The following is a 487-nucleotide window of genomic DNA, read 5'->3' as shown; positions in this document are numbered from 1 at the left end:
TTGTAGCCGATGGCGATGGTGTCGTCTTTTTGCGCGTCTGCTTCGTTACCCAATGCTACGGCATTGCTGGCAGAAGCTTTGCTTTGGCGGCCTGCCGCGACGGTACCGAAAGCAGTTGCGCGGGTATTGTGACCCAACGCAGTCGCACCTGCCGCCGTAGCTTGGCTGTATGGACCAACTGCAGTAGTGGAGTCGTGAATGGCCTGCGCGCCGTCACCGACCGCTACGCTGGATTTACCCAACGCTTTGGAAGACTGACCGCCTGCGAAGGAGTTTTGACCATAGGCGTTGGATGCTTGACCGACGGCAGTAGCGTTGGTGCCGCTGGCTTTGGTGTTCGCACCGATGGCGACGGAGCCTTCACCTTTGGTCGCGCCGTTGACGGCGGCAACAGAGTCGGTATCTTCGTTGACGGAGGCGTTTTTACCGATGGCGATAGAGTTGGAAATTACCGCCTGCGCACCTGTACCGACGGCTACGGCAAAAT

The 487-nt window shown here is 58.5% G+C and carries 1 pseudogene; it reads right to left on the bottom strand.

Annotation, left to right across the window (positions count from 1 at the left end):
* A pseudogene (locus ACTHUR_RS19390) lies at positions 1–487 on the bottom strand (hypothetical protein); the annotation flags it as partial.

This window comes from Neisseria sp. P0021.S007 (assembly GCF_051956855.1).
Note: the sequence above shows the minus strand (reverse complement) of the source record. Positions and strands in the feature narration are given on the sequence as shown.